The sequence below is a fragment of the Kitasatospora sp. NPDC036993 genome, from assembly GCF_055607525.1.
Genome location: NZ_JBVJRP010000011.1, coordinates 123,841 through 139,660 on the forward strand (window position 1 = coordinate 123,841; position 15,820 = coordinate 139,660).

Annotated in this window: 13 protein-coding genes; all 13 read right to left on the reverse strand. The window is 72.2% G+C overall.

The window, feature by feature from the left end; translation table 11 throughout:
- Window positions 1-329: 329 nt before the first annotated feature.
- Window positions 330-1,790 (reverse strand): glutamate synthase subunit beta, encoded by a 1,461-nt coding sequence (locus ACZ7C5_RS24120; protein ID WP_188296917.1) that lies wholly within the window; start codon window positions 1,788-1,790, stop codon window positions 330-332.
- Window positions 1,783-6,384: a glutamate synthase large subunit gene (gene gltB / locus ACZ7C5_RS24125; protein ID WP_401079785.1), complete on the reverse strand. Its 4,602-nt coding sequence runs from the start codon at window positions 6,382-6,384 to the stop codon at window positions 1,783-1,785. The genes ACZ7C5_RS24120 and gltB overlap by 8 nt, the downstream gene beginning before the upstream one ends.
- A 407-nt stretch (window positions 6,385-6,791) precedes the next feature.
- The gene (locus ACZ7C5_RS24130) at window positions 6,792-7,529 is read right to left on the reverse strand and encodes a VIT1/CCC1 transporter family protein (protein WP_223244298.1); all 738 of its coding nucleotides are present in this window, start codon (window positions 7,527-7,529) and stop codon (window positions 6,792-6,794) included.
- Window positions 7,530-7,676: 147 nt separating this feature from the next.
- Window positions 7,677-8,678, reverse strand: coding sequence for a prolipoprotein diacylglyceryl transferase (gene lgt / locus ACZ7C5_RS24135; protein ID WP_401079135.1), 1,002 nt, complete (start codon window positions 8,676-8,678; stop codon window positions 7,677-7,679).
- 122 nt (window positions 8,679-8,800) lie between these two features.
- The gene (locus ACZ7C5_RS24140) at window positions 8,801-9,664 is read right to left on the reverse strand and encodes a DsbA family protein (RefSeq protein ID WP_401079133.1); all 864 of its coding nucleotides are present in this window, start codon (window positions 9,662-9,664) and stop codon (window positions 8,801-8,803) included.
- 51 nt (window positions 9,665-9,715) lie between these two features.
- Window positions 9,716-10,225, reverse strand: coding sequence for a MauE/DoxX family redox-associated membrane protein (locus tag ACZ7C5_RS24145; RefSeq protein WP_401079131.1), 510 nt, complete (start codon window positions 10,223-10,225; stop codon window positions 9,716-9,718).
- Between the two features lie 636 nt (window positions 10,226-10,861).
- Window positions 10,862-11,671, reverse strand: coding sequence for a tryptophan synthase subunit alpha (gene trpA / locus ACZ7C5_RS24150; RefSeq protein ID WP_401079129.1), 810 nt, complete (start codon window positions 11,669-11,671; stop codon window positions 10,862-10,864).
- Between the two features lie 2 nt (window positions 11,672-11,673).
- Window positions 11,674-12,963: a tryptophan synthase subunit beta gene (gene trpB, locus ACZ7C5_RS24155; protein ID WP_401079127.1), complete on the reverse strand. Its 1,290-nt coding sequence runs from the start codon at window positions 12,961-12,963 to the stop codon at window positions 11,674-11,676.
- Window positions 12,964-13,019: 56 nt separating this feature from the next.
- Complete coding sequence (trpM, locus tag ACZ7C5_RS24160) at window positions 13,020-13,169, reverse strand: tryptophan biosynthesis modulator TrpM (RefSeq protein WP_188296911.1); 150 nt, start codon at window positions 13,167-13,169, stop codon at window positions 13,020-13,022.
- Between the two features lie 9 nt (window positions 13,170-13,178).
- On the reverse strand, window positions 13,179-13,985 hold the full coding sequence (trpC, locus tag ACZ7C5_RS24165; protein ID WP_401079125.1) for an indole-3-glycerol phosphate synthase TrpC: 807 nt from the start codon (window positions 13,983-13,985) through the stop codon (window positions 13,179-13,181).
- Between the two features lie 284 nt (window positions 13,986-14,269).
- Window positions 14,270-14,710: a DUF2752 domain-containing protein gene (locus tag ACZ7C5_RS24170; RefSeq protein WP_401079123.1), complete on the reverse strand. Its 441-nt coding sequence runs from the start codon at window positions 14,708-14,710 to the stop codon at window positions 14,270-14,272.
- 102 nt (window positions 14,711-14,812) lie between these two features.
- Window positions 14,813-15,073: an HGxxPAAW family protein gene (locus ACZ7C5_RS24175; protein WP_188296909.1), complete on the reverse strand. Its 261-nt coding sequence runs from the start codon at window positions 15,071-15,073 to the stop codon at window positions 14,813-14,815.
- Between the two features lie 134 nt (window positions 15,074-15,207).
- Entirely contained in the window at window positions 15,208-15,795 is a 588-nt protein-coding gene (locus ACZ7C5_RS24180) for a TIGR02234 family membrane protein (RefSeq protein WP_401079120.1), read from the reverse strand.
- Window positions 15,796-15,820: the final 25 nt, after the last annotated feature.

Below are 15,820 nucleotides of genomic sequence, written 5' to 3' on the forward strand. Positions count from 1 at the left end.
ACGAACAACAGCCCGCTGCCGGGGAACCGCCGGGGCCACGGACGACTCCGGCCACTGCCGGCCACCGTACGTCCGGGCCCCGCAGCTCAGGGCCCCGAAAGTTCCCGGCCCCGAAGTTCCGGGCCTCGAAGTCCCGGACCCCGAGGTGCTCGACCGCTCCCGGCGCCGCCACCGTCAGGGCACGCGACGGCGCCCGCCCTCCAACTGGTCGGGGAAGAGGGCAGGCGCCAGGAGACCGCGTTGGCCCGGCGACACTGGCGGGGGCAGCGGGTTGAGCTCCCGGCGATGCGGCGCCGGGGGTTCGGTGGGGCCGGTCGGACCGTCGGCCGTCAGACCACCAGGGGGCGGTCCGTGGGTCGGATCGGAGCGGGAAGCGGGGTCTTGCCGCCCAGGTACGAGTCCACCGCGGCAGCGGCCGAACGGCCCTCCGCGATGGCCCAGACGATCAGTGACTGGCCACGGCCGGCGTCTCCGCAGACGTACACGCCATCGACATTGGTGGCGAACCGGCCATCGCGGGCAATGTTACCGCGCGCGTCGAGGTCCGCTCCCAGCTGCTCGACCAGCCCGTTGCGCACGTCCGTCCCGGTGAAGCCCATGGCCAGGGTGACGAGCTGGGCGGGGACGGCCCGCTCGGTGCCCGGGACGGGCTCGAACCGGCCGTCCCTGAACTCGACCTCGACCAGGTGCAGTTCCTGGACGTTGCCGTCCTCGTCACCGGCGAAGTGGGTGGTGCTGACGGAGTAGATCCGCTCGCCGCCCTCCTCGTGCGCGGAGGTGACCTTGTACGTCATCGGCATGGTCGGCCACGGCTGGTTCCCGGGCCGGTCCTCGCCGGGCCGCGGCATGATCTCCAGCTGGGTGACGGAGGCCGCCCCCTGCCGGTGGGCGGTGCCGACGCAGTCCGCGCCGGTGTCGCCGCCGCCGATCACGACCACGTGCTTGCCCTTGGCGCTGATCGGCGACTCCACGAAGTCGCCCTCCTGCACCTTGTTGGCCAGCGGCAGGTACTCCATGGCCTGGTACACACCCTTGAGCTCGCGCCCGGGCACCGGCAGGTCGCGGGCCGTCGTGGCGCCGGCCGCGACCACCACGGCGTCGAAGCGCTCGCGCAGCTGCTGCCCGGTGATGTCCTCGCCGACGTGCACGCCGGTGCGGAACCGGGTGCCCTCCGCCCGCATCTGCTCGACGCGGCGGTTGATGTGGCGCTTCTCCATCTTGAACTCGGGGATGCCGTAGCGCAGCAGCCCGCCGATCCGGTCGGCCCGCTCGTACACCACCACGGTGTGCCCGGCCCTGGTGAGCTGCTGGGCGGCGGCGAGGCCGGCCGGTCCCGAGCCCACCACGGCGACGGTCTTGCCGGACAGCCGTTCCGGCACCTGCGGGATGACCCCGCCCCGGTCCCAGGCCTTGTCGATGATGGTGACCTCGACGTTCTTGATGGTCACCGCGTCCTGGTTGATGCCGAGGACGCACGCGGACTCGCAGGGAGCCGGGCACAGGCGGCCGGTGAACTCCGGGAAGTTGTTGGTGGCGTGCAGCCGCTCGATGGCACCGGTGAAGTCGTCCCGGTAGGCCAGGTCGTTCCACTCGGGGATGAGGTTCCCGAGCGGGCAGCCGTTGTGGCAGAACGGGATGCCGCAGTCCATGCAGCGGCCGGCCTGCTTGGTGATGATCGGCAGGAGGCTGCGCTCGACGTAGACCTCGTTCCAGTCCTTGATCCGCACGTCGACCGGGCGGCGCTCGGCCAGCTGCTTGGGCGTGGTCAGGAAGCCCTTGGGGTCAGCCATTTGCCGCCTCCATCATCTTGCGCGTGGTCTCGGCCTCGGAGAGGCCGTCGCGCTCGGCGGCGTCCTTGGCGGCGAGCACTGCCTTGTAGTCGGTCGGCATGATCTTGGAGAAGCGGGAGACCCCGCTGCCCCAGTCCGCCAGGAGCTCGGCGGCGACGGTGGAGCCGGTCTCCTCGTAGTGCTGCTGCACGGTCTCGCGCAGCCAGTCGCGGTCAGCGGCGGTGGGGGCCTCGATGCCCACCATCCCGTCGTTGACGTTCGCCGGGCGCAGGTCCAGGACGTACGCGATGCCGCCGGACATGCCGGCCGCGAGGTTGCGTCCGGTCTCGCCGAGGACGACGACCCGGCCGCCGGTCATGTACTCCAGGCCGTGGTCACCCACGCCCTCGACCACCAGGGTGGCCCCGGAGTTGCGGACGGCGAAGCGCTCGCCGGCCTTGCCGCGCAGGTGGACGCGGCCCGAGGTGGCGCCGTAGCCGATGGTGTTGCCGGCGATGACGTGGTTCTGCGCGTCGTTGCCGATGGCCGCGGCCTCGCGGGCCGGGCGGACGACGAGCACGCCGCCCGAGAGGCCCTTGCCGACGTAGTCGTTGGCGTCGCCCTCCAGCCGCAGGGTCACGCCGCGCGGCAGGAACGCGCCGAAGGACTGCCCGGCGGAGCCGGTGAAGGTGACGTCGATGGTCCCCTCCGGCAGGCCCTCACCGCGGTACCGCTTGGTCACCTCGTGGCCGAGCATGGTGCCGACGGTGCGGTTGACGTTGCGGATCGGCAGCTGCACCCGCACCGACTCGCCGCGCTCCAGGGCGTCCTCGGCCAGTGCGATCAGCTGGTTGTCCAGGGCCTTGTCCAGCGCGTGGTCCTGGGTGGTGGTGCGGTGTCTGGCGGCGCCCTCGGGCAGCGCCGGCACGTGGAACAGCGGAGCCAGGTCGAGCCCGGCGGCCTTCCAGTGGTCGATCGCGGCCCTGGCGTCGATGTGCTCGGCGTGGCCGACGGCCTCCTCGATCGAGCGGAAGCCCAGCGAGGCCAGGATCTCCCGGACCTCCTCGGCGATGAACTCGAAGAAGTTGACCACGAATTCGGGCTTGCCGGAGAACCGCTCGCGCAGCACCGGGTTCTGGGTGGCGACGCCGACCGGGCAGGTGTCCAGGTGGCAGACGCGCATCATGATGCAGCCGGAGACCACCAGCGGGGCGGTCGCGAAGCCGAACTCCTCGGCGCCGAGCAGCGCGGCGATCACCACGTCGCGGCCGGTCTTCAGCTGGCCGTCGGTCTGCACCACGATCCGGTCGCGCAGCCCGTTCAGCAGCAGCGTCTGCTGGGTCTCCGCGAGCCCCAGCTCCCAGGGGCCGCCGGCGTGCTTCAGCGAGGTGAGCGGCGAGGCGCCCGTCCCGCCGTCGTGGCCGGAGACCAGGACGACGTCCGCGTGCGCCTTGGACACACCCGCCGCGACCGTCCCGACGCCGACCTCGGAGACCAGCTTCACGTGGATGCGGGCCGCCGGGTTGGCGTTCTTGAGGTCGTGGATCAGCTGCGCCAGATCCTCGATCGAGTAGATGTCGTGGTGCGGCGGCGGCGAGATCAGGCCGACGCCCGGGGTGGAGTGCCGGGTCCTGGCGACCCACGGGTACACCTTGTGGCCGGGCAGCTGGCCGCCCTCGCCGGGCTTGGCGCCCTGGGCCATCTTGATCTGGATGTCGTCCGCGTTGACCAGGTACTCGGAGGTGACGCCGAACCGGCCGGAGGCGACCTGCTTGATCGCCGAGCGGCGCTCCGGGTCGTACAGCCGGTCCGGGTCCTCGCCGCCCTCGCCGGTGTTGGACTTGCCGCCGAGGCGGTTCATCGCGATGGCCAGCGTCTCGTGCGCCTCGCGCGAGATCGAGCCGTACGACATGGCTCCGGTGGAGAAGCGCCTGACGATCTCGGAGACCGGCTCGACCTCCTCGACCGGGATCGGCTCCTGCCCGAGCCCGTTCAGCCGGAACAGGCCGCGCAGCGTCATCAGCCGCTCGGACTGCTCGTTCACCCGGTCCGTGTACTGCTTGAAGATGTCGTACCGGCGGTTGCGGGTGGCGTGCTGGAGCCTGAAGACGGTGTCCGGGTCGAACAGGTGCGGCTCGCCCTCGCGGCGCCACTGGTACTCGCCGCCGATCTCCAGCGCGCGGTGCGCGGCCGGGATGCCGGAGGCGGGGTACGCCTTGGCGTGCCGGGCGGCGGTCTCCCTGGCGAGCTCCTCCAGGCCGATGCCGCCGAGCTTGGTGGTGGTGCCGGCGAAGTAGCCGTCGACGAGGTCCTGGGAGAGGCCGATGGCCTCGAAGACCTGGGCGCCGCGGTAGGAGGCGACGGTCGAGATGCCCATCTTGGACATGACCTTGAGCACGCCCTTGCCGAGCGCCTTGATCAGGTTCTTGATCGCCTTCTCGGGCTCGACGCCCTCGATGAAGACCCCCTGGGCGACCAGGTCCTCGACCGACTCCATCGCCAGGTACGGGTTGACGGCACCCGCGCCGTAGCCGATCAGCAGCGCGACGTGGTGCACCTCGCGGACGTCGCCGGCCTCGACCAGCAGCGACACCTGGGTGCGCTGCTTGGTGCGGATGAGGTGGTGGTGGACGGCGGAGGTGAGCAGCAGCGAGGGGATCGGCGCGTGCTCGGCGTCCGAGTGCCGGTCGGAGAGCACGATGATCCGGGCGCCGTCGGCGATGGCGGCGTCGGCCTCGGCGGCGATCGCGGCCAGCCGGGAGGCCAGGCCCTCGCCGCCGGCGGCGACCTTGTACAGACCGGAGAGCGTGACGGCCTTGAGGCCGGGCTGGTCGCCGTCCGCGTTGATGTGGACGAGCTTGGCCAGCTCGTCGTTGTCGATCACCGGGAAGGTGATGCCGACGGAGCGGCAGGCGGCGGCCTCGGCGGCCAGCAGGTTGCCCTCCGGGCCGAGGTTGGACAGCAGCGAGGTGACCAGCTCCTCGCGGATGGCGTCCAGCGGCGGGTTGGTGACCTGCGCGAAGAGCTGCACGAAGTAGTCGAACAGCAGGCGCGGCTTCTCGCTCAGCGCGGCGATCGGCGAGTCGGTGCCCATCGAGCCGAGCGCCTCGCCGCCGGTCCGCGCCATCGGCGCGAGGATGACCCGCAGCTCCTCCTCGGTGTAGCCGAAGGTCTGCTGGCGGCGGGTGACGGAGGCGTGGGTGTGCGCGATGTGCTCGCGCTCGGGCAGCTTGGCGAGCTGGATCTGCCCGCCGTCCACCCACTCCTCGTACGGGTGCTCGGCGGCGAGGGCGGACTTGATCTCCTCGTCCTCGACGATCCGGCCCTCGACGGTGTCCACCAGGAACATCCGGCCGGGCTGGAGGCGGCCCTTCCTGACGACCTTCTCCTGGTCGATGTCGAGCACGCCGACCTCGGAGGAGAGGACGACCAGGCCGTCCTCGGTGATCCAGTACCGGGCCGGGCGCAGGCCGTTGCGGTCGAGCACGGCACCGATCCGGATGCCGTCGGTGAAGGTGACGCAGGCCGGGCCGTCCCAGGGCTCCATCAGGTTGGAGTGGTACTGGTAGAACGCGCGGCGGGCCGGGTCCATGGTGGCGTGGTTCTCCCACGCCTCCGGGATCATCATCAGCACCGAGTGCGGCAGCGAGCGGCCGCCGAGGTGGAGCAGCTCCAGGACCTCGTCGAAGGAGGCGGAGTCGGAGTGGTCCGGGGTGCAGATCGGGAAGATCCGCTCCAGGCCCTGCCCGTTCCCGTTGGCGGGGATGAGGTCGGTGGCGAGCTGGGACTCCCGGGCCCGCATCCAGTTGCGGTTGCCCTTGACCGTGTTGATCTCGCCGTTGTGCGCGACGAAGCGGTACGGGTGGGCGAGCGGCCAGCTCGGGAAGGTGTTGGTGGAGAACCGCGAGTGCACCAGGCCGATCGCGGACGCGTAGGTGCGGTCCGACAGGTCGGGGAAGAAGGGCTCCAGCTGGCCGGTGGTCAGCATGCCCTTGTAGACGATGGTGCGGGCGGACAGCGACGGGAAGTACACCCCGGCCTCGCGCTCGGACCGCTTGCGGGCCACGAAGGCGACCCGGTCCAGCTCGATGCCGGCCAGGCCGGCCTTCGCCAGGAAGAGCTGCCGGAACCGCGGCATCACGCTGCGCGCGGTGGCCCCGAGCAGGTCCGGGGTGACCGGGACGTCGCGCCAGCCGAGGACGGTCAGCCCCTCCTCCAGCGCGATCGCCTCGATCCGGGCGACGGCGGCCGCGCAGGTCTCGTCCTCGTCCGGCAGGAACGCGATGCCGACGGCGTAGGACCCGGCCGCCGGGAGCTCGAAGGCGACCTTCCCGCGCAGGAAGGCGTCCGGGATCTGGGTCAGGATGCCCGCGCCGTCACCGGAGTCCGGATCGGCGCCGGTGGCGCCGCGGTGCTCCAGGTTGCGCAGGACGTTCAGCGCCTGCTCGACGATGGTGTGGTCGGCGATGCCGGTCAGCGTGGCGACGAAACCGACGCCACAGGCGTCGTGCTCGTTTCGCGGGTCGTACAGGCCCTGAGCAGCAGGTCGCGCATCCGGCACGAGCGCGTACGGCCGGCGGGCGGCGCCGGCCTGGTGCTCGTTGGCGGAGTGCATGGATGCAGACAGCATCGGCTCTCCCGTCGTCGTCTTTCGGCAAGTTGATGCAAGGAGGGACGACGTTGGCCCTGATGCGATGGTGCAAGTTACATGATGCCCGTGATCCTGAGAAGCGAAATATCCCGTCCACATGGCGGAATGACGCGCAGGTCAGAGGGTGTGTGAGGGGACGCGCCACAGTGCGCGTCCCGACGATTGTGCCCAACCGTCCGCGGCCTGAAACAGCGGCGAAACCGGATCGTCATGGAAGCCGATCATGGTTGCCTGCGAATCCATCCCGGGAGCCCGTCCGCGGATGCGAATCCGCGGCGAAGGGGCTCGAATGATGAGACAGTGCCAGGCCCCGCTCGCCGTCCATGTGTGAAACGTCACGCACTGACCAGCATAGTCATGCACGCCCGCGGTTAGCCCACATGGCCGCCGATCAGCAACCCGAGCAGGTAGGTCACCCCGGCCGCGGCGCCGCCCAGCACCAGCTGCCGCAGCCCGCTGAACCACCAGCTGCGCGCCGTCACCCTGGCCACCACCGCACCGCACAGGAACAGCCCGGCGCCCGCCAGCAGCATGGCGGGCAGCAGCGTGGTCGCCCCCAGCAGGTACGGCAGCAGCGGCAGCAGCGCGCCGAGCGCGAAGCACAGGAAGGACGAGCCGGCCGCCACCAGCGGCGAGGGCAGGTCGGTCGGGTCGACGCCCAGCTCCTCGCGGGCGTGCACCTCCAGGGCCAGCTCCGGGTCCGCGGACAGCTGCCGGGCCACCTCGTGGGCCAGCTCCGGGTCCACCCCGCGCGAGACGTACAGCTGGGCCAGCTCGGCCAGCTCCCCGTGCGGGTTGCGGCTCAGCTCCAGCCGCTCGACCTCGATCTCGGCCTGGACGAGCTCCCGCTGCGAGGCCACCGAGGTGTACTCCCCCGCCGCCATCGAGCAGGCGCCGGCCGCCAGGCCCGCCAGCCCGGTGAGGATCACCGTCCCGTTGGAGGCCGCACCGCCGACCACACCCGTCATCAGCGCGAAGTTGGACACCAGCCCGTCCACCGCCCCGAACACGGCCGGCCGCAGCCAGCCCCCGTTGACGTCCCTGTGGTGGTCGGCCGCGGGTATCCGGGGCTGGTGTCCGGCGTCGGCCTCCACGGTGATCGCACTCATCGTCATTCCCCTCCGTCGTCGTTCGTCAGCCCTGAACGTAGCCCTTCTGACCTGGGCATTTCCAGCAAAGTAAGGCTGTCCGAACACCACTGAGGCCACCCTTCGCAAACCTCGCGAAGGGTGGCCTCAGTGCGGAGAAGTCCCAGGTCAGATCGGGTTCTTGGCGTCCTCGCCGGCCGTCTCCCCGTCCACGGGATCGGCCTGCTTGCGCAGAACCGGCTTCCCGTCGGCCTTCTCCTCGACGCTCTTGCCGTTCTTCTCCCCCACCGGGGCGTCCTCCGCCGGGGTGCCGTCCGCCGGCGCGCCCTCCACCACGTGCGCGGCCGGATCGACGCCCGCCGGGTCCTCCCGGCCGGGCCGGGTCCTGCCGACGATCACGAAGTACGCGACCGCGCCGAGGAACACCGCGATGGACACCCAGTCGTTCAGCCGCAGGCCGAAGTAGACGTGCGCGTCGTCGATCCGCAGCCACTCGATCCAGAACCGGCCCACCGTGTACGCGGCCACGTACAGCGCGAAGGCCCGGCCGTGGCCCAGCCTGAACCGGCGGTCCGCCCAGATCACCAGCAGCGCGACACCGACGCACCACAGCGACTCGTACAGGAAGGTCGGGTGGTAGACGCCCTTCACGACCTCGCCGTCGGGCAGCGTCTTGTCGATCTCCAGGCCCCACGGCAGGGTGGTCGACCGGCCGTACAGCTCCTGGTTGAAGTAGTTGCCCCAGCGGCCCAGCGCCTGGGCGAGCGCGATGCCGGGCGCGATGGCGTCGGCGTACGCGGGCAGCGGCACGCCCCGGCGGCGGGCACCGATCCAGGCGCCGACCGCGCCCAGCGCGACCGCGCCCCAGATGCCGAGGCCGCCCTCCCAGATCTTGAGGGCGTCCCAGGGGTTCTTCCCGTCGGCGAAGTACAGTCGGCCGCCGTCGGTGATCACGTGGTACAGGCGGCCGCCGACCAGGCCGAACGGCACGGCCCACACGGCGATGTCACCGACCGTGTGCTTGGCACCGCCCCGGGCGACCCAGCGCTTGCTGCCGAGCCAGACGGCGACGACGACACCGAGGATGATGCAGAAGGCGTAGGCGCGCAGCGGGATCGGTCCGATGTACAGGACGCCCCGCGACGGGCTGGGAATGTAGGCGATATCCATGGCAGTTCCGACGCTACAGGGTCCGACGGCCCCGTCGGACACCCCTGGGGTCACAGAAACCGAACAACGGGCCGCGCCGCCCCCTCCGGACGGGGAGGGGACGGGCGGGACCGGGATCGCGCTCAGCCGGCCGTCGGCGACGGGTTGTTGGCCTCCGAGGCGGTGCTGGTCGGCGCCGGGGTCTGCCCGTGCGAGCCCGCCGTACCCAGCTGCTTGCCCTGGTTCGCGGCGTCCACCCACTTCACCAGGTTCGCCGGGGTGATCTCCTCGCCGCCGTTCTTCGGGTAGATCGGCTGGCCGTTGAGCAGCACCGTCGGGGTGGACTTGAAGCTGGACTTGTCGAAGTCCTGCTGCACCGCGGACACCCACCCGCCGAACTTGTTGTCCTTCACGCAGGACTGGAACTCGGGCGTGTCCAGGCCGTTGACCTGCTTGGCCAGGCTGAGCAGGACGGCCTTGTCGCCGAAGGCGTCGTTGGTCTCCTCCGGCTGGTTGCGGTACAGCACGTCGTGGAAGTCCCGGAACCGCCCGGCGTCCTGGGCGCAGCCCAGCGCGTTGGCGCCCGTCCTGGACCCCTTGCCCGACACGGCCCGGTCGATGAACGACACGATGTGGTAGTTCGTGAAGATCTTCCCGGCGTCCTCCAACTGGTCGATGGTCGCCGAGAACTCCCGCTCGAAGGTGCCGCAGGCGGGGCAGCGCGGGTCCTCGTAGATGGTGAGGACGGAGGGCGCGTTGCCGGCGCCGACCGGGATGACCAGGTTCTTGTCGCCGATCGTCCCGGCCGGTACGGCGGTCGGGGTCTCCGGCTTGGAGCGCTGGTTCTGCACCACGACGCCGACGATCACCGCCGCGGCGATCACCGCGAGCACGGAGCCGCCCACGATCAGCTTCTTCCTGCGCCGGGAGGAGGCCTCATCGGCGGCCCGCTGTTCCTGCATCCGCTCGCGGGCGGTGCGCTTGCCTTCTCGGTTCTTATCGCTCATTGCCTTGACATCCACGGTCGGGGGCCTTCGTCGGGTGCGGGGATGTGGGGGTCAGCTCGCCAGCCAGCCGTCTGCCGACAGCCGGGTACGGGGCCGCCACAGCAGCCACCCGGCCAGCAACAGGAATCCGGTGTCGCGCAGGATCTCCTGGAGGTACTCCGTCCGGGACTCGTCGACGTGCCCGCCGCCGCCGAAGCAGCCGCAGTCGATCGAGATGCCACGGGCCCAGGCGGAGGCGATCCCGGCGATGAAGACCAGCAGCAGCAGCGCGGAGACCCCTGCCACCAGCCGGACACCGAGGCCCACCACCAGCAGCAGGGCCAGCGCCAGCTCCAGGAACGGCAGGCCGTAACCGATCGGCTTCACCAGGCCCTCGGGCAGGATCTCGTACGCCCGCACCGCCTGGGCGGCCTCCGCCGGATCGGAGACCTTGGCCAGTCCGGCCCACCCCCAGACCACCGCGAGACCGAGCCGGACGACGGTGCCGAGCCACTCGCTCCAGACCGGCACCGGCCGCCGCGCCATCGGCGCGGGCGCGGAACCACCGGGCTGCGCGGCCATCAGGGAACCCCCCTCGGGAAACTCGTTCACTCCCTGATGAACCGTAAGGGACGAAGGCCGGTTCCTCCGTATTCAGGAATTAAGCCGGATGAGTGACGTTCTGTCCGATAACTCGAACACTCACGCGTCACCGGCACCCCGCCCGCCACCCGGAATCGAACAGATCGGGATGCCGAGCCGCCTCCGCACAAGCCACCGCCTCCCGCTCCGCCCGCTCGGCCCCCCGCTTCGCCAACGCGTGCCCCACCTCGACATGCACCCCGACCGCCGCCCCCAGCGCCAACGCGGCCACCACCGCCCGCAGCAGAACGGCCCGCTGGAGACCCCGCACCGGCTCACCCCTTCCGCTCACCCCACAACCCCGGCACACCTCGTTCGTGCACTCCTCCCTCCACTCAACGCCGCCCACCCCCACCCGATGCGTCCCCCCACCCCCAGTTCACCCGTTCGGGTCCACCCCCACCCCCGACACCCCCTCACCCTCACCCTCACCGCGCCACCCCACCCCCAGCCCCCACCCTCCCGAAAGCCCCCCGACCACACCCCCACCCCACCCTCCCGAAAGCCCCCAGAAAACCCGACGACCCCCCACTCCCCAAGGAGTGAAGGGCCGTCAGCCACCCGCTCTACCGCGCGTCAGCGCCTCCGCACGCCCCCAGCCAACTCCCCCGCCAGCCCCCGCACCGCGTCCAACGCCCCCGCCTCATCCTGGCCCGCGGCCAGGATCCGCTTCACGAACGCCGACCCCACGATCACCCCGTCCGCGAACCGCGCGACCTCCGCCGCCTGCACCGGGTCCGAGACCCCGAGCCCGACACAGACCGGCAGGTCCGTCGTCGCCCTGGTCCGGGCGACCAGGTCCTCGGCCATGGAGCCGACCGCCGACCGCGTCCCGGTCACCCCCATGACGGCGGCCGCGTACACGAACCCGCTGCCCGCCGCGGTGACCTCCGCCAGCCGCGCGTCCTTGCTGCTGGGGGCGACCACGAACACGGTGTCCAGCCCGTGCTCGTCCGCCGCCTTGCGCCACTCCTCGGACTCCTCCACCGGCAGGTCCGGCAGGATGCACCCGGCCCCGCCCGCGGCCGCGAGGTCGGCCGCGAACCGCGCCACCCCGTAGCGGTCGACCGGGTTCCAGTACGTCATCACGAGCACCGGCGCCTCGGGGTGCGCAGCGGCGACCTCCTGGACGGTCCTCAGCACGTCCTTGATCCGCACACCGCCCCGCAGCGCGATGTCGTCGGCGGTCTGGATGACCGCGCCGTCCAGCACCGGGTCGGAGTGCGGCAGCCCGACCTCGACCACGTCGCAGCCGCCCTCGATCAGCGCGTTGATCGCCCGGATGCCGCCGTCCACGGTCGGGAACCCGGCCGGCAGGTACCCGATCAGCGCGGCCCGGTCCTCCGCCTTGGCCGCCGCCAGGACACCACTCAGCTTCGAAGTCATGATCACTTACCCCCCTCGGCGGAGCCGTTGCCGGCACCGTTCCCAGCGCCTTCGCCCGCGGACCCCGCACCCGGCTCGTCGTACAGCCCGAAGTACTCCGCCGCCGTGTGCATGTCCTTGTCCCCGCGCCCCGACAGCGAGACCAGGATGGTCGCCTCGGGCCCGAGCTCGCGCCCCAGCTCCAGCGCCCCGGCGAGCGCGTGGGCGCTCTCGATGGCCGGGATGATGCCCTCGGTGCGGGACAGCAGCCGCAGCGCCTGCATCGCCGCGTCGTCGGTGACCGGACGGTACTCCGCCCGCCCGGTGTCCTTCAGCCAGGCGTGCTCGGGGCCGACCCCGGGGTAGTCCAGCCCGGCCGAGATCGAGTGCGACTCGATGGTCTGCCCGTCCTCGTCCTGGAGGACGTACGTCCGGGAGCCGTGCAGCACCCCCGGGTCCCCCTTGGTGAGAGTGGCCGCGTGCCGCGGCGTCTCGGCCCCCTCGCCGGCGGCCTCGCAGCCGACCAGCCTCACCCCGGCGTCCGGGATGAACTCGTGGAAGATCCCCATCGCGTTGGAGCCGCCGCCGACACAGGCCACGACCGCGTCGGGCAGCCTGCCGGTCCGGTCGAGAACCTGCTGCCGCGCCTCGACCCCGATGACCCGGTGGAAGTCGCGGACCATCATCGGGAACGGGTGCGGCCCGGCGACGGTGCCGAACAGGTAGTGGGTGGAGTCGACGTTGGCGACCCAGTCCCGGAACGCCTCGTTGATGGCGTCCTTGAGCGTCCGGCTGCCGGACGTGACGGCCACCACCTCGGCGCCCAGCATCCGCATCCGGGCGACGTTGAGCGCCTGGCGCCGGGTGTCGACCTCGCCCATGTAGATGGTGCAGTCGAAGCCGAACAGCGCGCAGGCGGTCGCGGTGGCCACGCCGTGCTGGCCGGCGCCGGTCTCGGCGATGATCCGGGTCTTGCCCATCCGCCTGGTGAGCAGTGCCTGGCCCAGCACGTTGTTGATCTTGTGCGAGCCGGTGTGGTTGAGGTCCTCGCGCTTGAGCAGGACACGCGCGCCGCCCGCCTCGGCGGAGAAGCGGTGCACGTCGGTCAGCGGGCTCGGGCGCCCGGTGTAGTCCTTGAGCAGTGCGTCGAGCTCGGCGGCGAAGGCCGGGTCGGTCTTGGCCTTCTCGTACTCCTCGGCGACCTGCTCGACCGCGGCGACCAGCGCCTCGGGGATGAAGCGGCCGCCGTACGCGCCGAAGTAGCCGCGCGCGTCCGGCACCTGGGCACCGGGCAGGTAGTCCTTCTCGGACATGGTTGTTTCCCTTGACGAAGACGGAGATGAACGACGATGACGTCCGATCGGCTGGTTCAGCCGGACGTCACGCGCCATCGCCGCCCCGGCACCTGCCCGGGCTCGCAGCCGATGACGTAGCGCACCCGCCGCCCCAGCACCCGGCGTGCGGGCGCGCGGCAGCCGCGCGGGCGGCAGCCGGGGGCGAGTCGGGCGGCGATCTTCATCGGGTGGTGTCAGTCCTTGTGCCGGACGGCGGGGTGGGCCCCGGCGGCGACCAGGTCGGCGACCGCGGCACGCGGGTCCTTGCCGGTCACCAGGGATTCGCCGACCAGCACCGCGTCGGCGCCGAGGTTGGCGTAGCCGATCACGTCCAGCGGGCCGCGCACGCCGGACTCGGCGATCTTGACGATGCCGTCCGGGATGGTGTGGGCCACGTTCTCGAAGGTGTTGCGGTCCACTTCGAGGGTCTTGAGGTTGCGGGCGTTGACGCCGATGATCCGGGCGCCGGCGTCCGCCGCGCGCTTGATCTCCTCCTCGTCGTGCACCTCGACGAGCGGGGTGAGGCCGATCGACTCGGCGCGCTCGATCAACGACACCAGGGCCGACTGGTCGAGGGCCGCGACGATCAGCAACGCGAGGTCGGCGCCGTGCGCGCGGGCCTCCCACAGCTGGTAGGCGGTGACGATGAAGTCCTTGCGCAGCAGCGGGGTGTCCACCGCGGCGCGGACGGCGTCCAGGTCGGCCAGCGACCCGCCGAAGCGGCGCTGCTCGGTCAGCACGCTGATCGCGGCGGCGCCGCCGGCCGCGTAGTCGACCGCCAGGGCGGCCGGATCGGCGATCGACGCCAGGGCGCCCTTGGAGGGGCTGGAGCGCTTCACCTCGCAGATCACCCGGACCCCGTCGCCCTTCAGGGCGGCGACGCCGTCCTTGGCCTCCGGTGCCTTGGCGGCGAGCGCCTTGAGCTCGTCCAGGGAAACCCGGGCCTGCCGCTCGGCGAGGTCCTCGCGGACCCCTTCGATGATCGAGTCGAGCACACTCACTCAGGAGCCCCCATCTTTTCTGCCAGTTGGCCGGCACGAGCCGGCGGGCGACAGCCCACCGGTTCTTCGATGGTATCGGCACCCGGCGGCGGGGGGCGCACCAGTCCTCCCGGCGTCTCGCGGACCGGACGCCCGCTCCAGCGGTCCCCAGCTGCGGGTTCACCGCTTCTGCACGGCTTTCCGGCCGGCCCTCGGGCCCGGTCCCGGCGCCGGCGCGGCAGGGCGACCCAGGTGGCCGGCAGGAGTGGCACGGGTGGCACGGCGGCCGGATCGGACCGGTCCGCTCAGACCAGCGGCGGTGCCAGCCCCGCCCCGACCGACGAGTTGCGCACCACCGTGAACACCAGCACCAGCAGGCCGATCAGCACCCAGCGCCTGGCCCCGACGGTGGTCCTCGGCGGTGGCCCGCCGGTCAGCGCGGCCCAGCCCCAGCGCAGCCAGAGCACCGCCAGCACGCCGAACAGCAGGACGGCGACGGCGTTGTCGTGCAGGGCGCCGGTGAGGTCCCCGTGGGTCAGCGCGTGGACGCAGCGCAGCCCCCCGCAGCCGGGGCACCACCAGCCGGTGGCGGTCAGGAACGGGCAGTCGGGGTAGTGCCCGGGGGTGTTCGGGTCCACCACGGCGACGTACGCGGTGGGGACGGCCACCGCCGCCAGCGCGGTCAGCGGCGGGCTCAGCCGGCGCAGTACGGGCGGCGGGGCGGGGGCGGCGGGGGCGGAGGTCACGCCCCGATTCTGCCCGGGGCGGGCCCGGACACGACGGAACGGCGGGCGTGGCGCGCCCGCCGTTCCGATGTACGACAAACGTGTGGTGCGACGAGCTCGCCGTCAGGCGGTGACGGCGGCGGCCTGGCGGGCCGCGGTCTGCTCCTCGACCGACTTGTAGACGTTGGCGCTGGCCTGCTGGCCCATGCCGGCGAGCGACATCGCCTTGCCGACCACGCCGCCGGCCAGGATGACCGCCAGGCCGACCCAGACGAGCAGCACCGACGGCAGGATCATCGCGACGCCCGCGACGCCGAAACCGACGAAGGAGATGACGACGCCGGTCCAGGCGGCGGGGGTGTGGCCGTGTGCTGCTGCTGCCATCGGTGGTGCTCCTTGGCTCTCGGGGCCCGGCCGGGCCTGCGGGGCCGCCGGCGGGTTGACGGGTTCCATTGTGCCGGGCCACACACCGGTGGCCCAAAGCGGGTGGCGGGTCTATCGCGTCACACGGACGCGGCTCACACCGCGGTGGGGTCCTCGCCGCGGTCCAGGGCCTTCCACAGGTCGCCCGGCGTCTCGGTCTTCGCGGGCGCCTTGCGGGTCGGCGCCTCGTAGCGGCTGCCCATGGCCGGCCAGCCGCGGCCGTAGCGCAGGGTGAGCAGCCCGGCCAAGGCCAGCAGCAGCCCGCCGGCCAGCGCGACCCAGGGCCAGCCGGTGTGCGCGACCTCGGTGGCCGCCGAGCCGGTCAGTGCCAGCTTTCGGGCGGCCTCGGCGTCCAGCGCGGCGGTGTCGCCCGCTCCGGCCACCGAGGCGGCCGCGGCGCCGAGCCCGGCCAGCAGGGTCAGCGCGCCGACCGCCAGCCGGCCGGCGCCGCGCACCGCGAACACCGCGACGGCCGCGGCGAGGCCCACCAGGGCCAGCCCGCCCGGGAGTTCGGAGATCCTGCCGCCGGTGACGGACACGTCCAGGGTGCCGGCCCGGCCCTCGGCCCAGGTCCGCCCGGCCGCGGTCAGCACCAGGACGGCGCTCAGCACGGTGAGCAGCAGCATCACGCCGAGGGTGCGGCGGCTGGGGGTGGCGGGGGCGGGGGTCTGCTCAGCGGTCACCCGTCCACTATCCCCCGGCCGACAC

What these genes read in the sequence shown, in the direction of transcription:
- ACZ7C5_RS24120 (WP_188296917.1), bottom strand. Translation starts at nt 1,790, where the DNA reads ATGGCTGACCCCAAGGGCTTCCTGACCACGCCCAAGCAGCTGGCCGAG.
- gltB (WP_401079785.1), bottom strand. Translation starts at nt 6,384, where the DNA reads ATGCACTCCGCCAACGAGCACCAGGCCGGCGCCGCCCGCCGGCCGTAC.
- ACZ7C5_RS24130 (WP_223244298.1), bottom strand. Translation starts at nt 7,529, where the DNA reads ATGAGTGCGATCACCGTGGAGGCCGACGCCGGACACCAGCCCCGGATA.
- lgt (WP_401079135.1), bottom strand. Translation starts at nt 8,678, where the DNA reads ATGGATATCGCCTACATTCCCAGCCCGTCGCGGGGCGTCCTGTACATC.
- ACZ7C5_RS24140 (WP_401079133.1), bottom strand. Translation starts at nt 9,664, where the DNA reads ATGAGCGATAAGAACCGAGAAGGCAAGCGCACCGCCCGCGAGCGGATG.
- ACZ7C5_RS24145 (WP_401079131.1), bottom strand. Translation starts at nt 10,225, where the DNA reads ATGGCCGCGCAGCCCGGTGGTTCCGCGCCCGCGCCGATGGCGCGGCGG.
- trpA (WP_401079129.1), bottom strand. Translation starts at nt 11,671, where the DNA reads ATGACTTCGAAGCTGAGTGGTGTCCTGGCGGCGGCCAAGGCGGAGGAC.
- trpB (WP_401079127.1), bottom strand. Translation starts at nt 12,963, where the DNA reads ATGTCCGAGAAGGACTACCTGCCCGGTGCCCAGGTGCCGGACGCGCGC.
- trpM (WP_188296911.1), bottom strand. Translation starts at nt 13,169, where the DNA reads ATGAAGATCGCCGCCCGACTCGCCCCCGGCTGCCGCCCGCGCGGCTGC.
- ACZ7C5_RS24175 (WP_188296909.1), bottom strand. Translation starts at nt 15,073, where the DNA reads ATGGCAGCAGCAGCACACGGCCACACCCCCGCCGCCTGGACCGGCGTC.